Raw genomic sequence first — 824 nt, 5'->3', positions numbered from 1 at the left:
TCGCTGGTGACGATCACCTTCAGTGAAGCGGTCAGCGGTTTCACCAACGCCGACCTGACCATCGCCAACGGCACCTTGAGCGCGGTCAGCAGCAGCGACGGCGGCATCACCTGGACGGCGACGTTTACCCCGACCGCCAGCATCACCGACACGACCAACCTGATCACCCTGGACAACACTGGCGTGGCGGATCTGGTGGGCAACGCCGGCAGCGGCACCACCGACTCCAACAACTATGCGGTCGACACTGTGCGGCCAACGGCAACCATCGTGGTGGCGGACACGGCGCTGAGAATCGGCGAAACCTCGCTGGTGACCATCACCTTCAGTGAAGCGGTCAGCGGTTTTACCAACGCTGACCTGACCATCGCCAACGGCACGTTGAGCGCGGTGAGCAGCAGCGACGGCGGCATCACCTGGACGGCGACCTTCACACCTTCCGCGAGCATCAACGACACCACCAACCTGATCACCCTGGATAACACCGGCATCGCGGATCTGGCGGGCAACGCCGGCAGTGGCACCACTGATTCCAACAACTACGCCATCGACACCGTGCGCCCGACCGCCACGATTGTGCTGGCGGATACGACGCTGGCAGCGGGTGAAACTTCGCTGGTGACCATCACCTTCTCCGAGGCGGTGAGCGGATTCACCAATGCCGACCTGACGATCGCCAACGGCACACTGACTGCGGTGAGCAGCAGTGACGGCGGTATCACCTGGACCGCGACCTTCACGCCAACCGTCGGCGTGAGTGACCCGAGCAACGTCATCACCCTGAACAATACCGGTGTGGCTGATCTGGCCGGCAACACCGGCAG

The 824-nt window shown here is 63.2% G+C and carries 1 protein-coding gene; it reads left to right on the top strand.

The window, feature by feature from the left end; genetic code table 11:
• Window positions 1-824: Ig-like domain-containing protein (locus PMI18_RS02175; protein ID WP_007907098.1), on the top strand; the 824-nt coding region annotated here is incomplete at both ends.

Origin of the sequence: Pseudomonas sp. GM102 (assembly GCF_000282555.1) — a bacterium.
Lineage (GTDB): Bacteria > Pseudomonadota > Gammaproteobacteria > Pseudomonadales > Pseudomonadaceae > Aquipseudomonas.
This window is presented reverse-complemented; position numbering and strand designations above follow the sequence as displayed.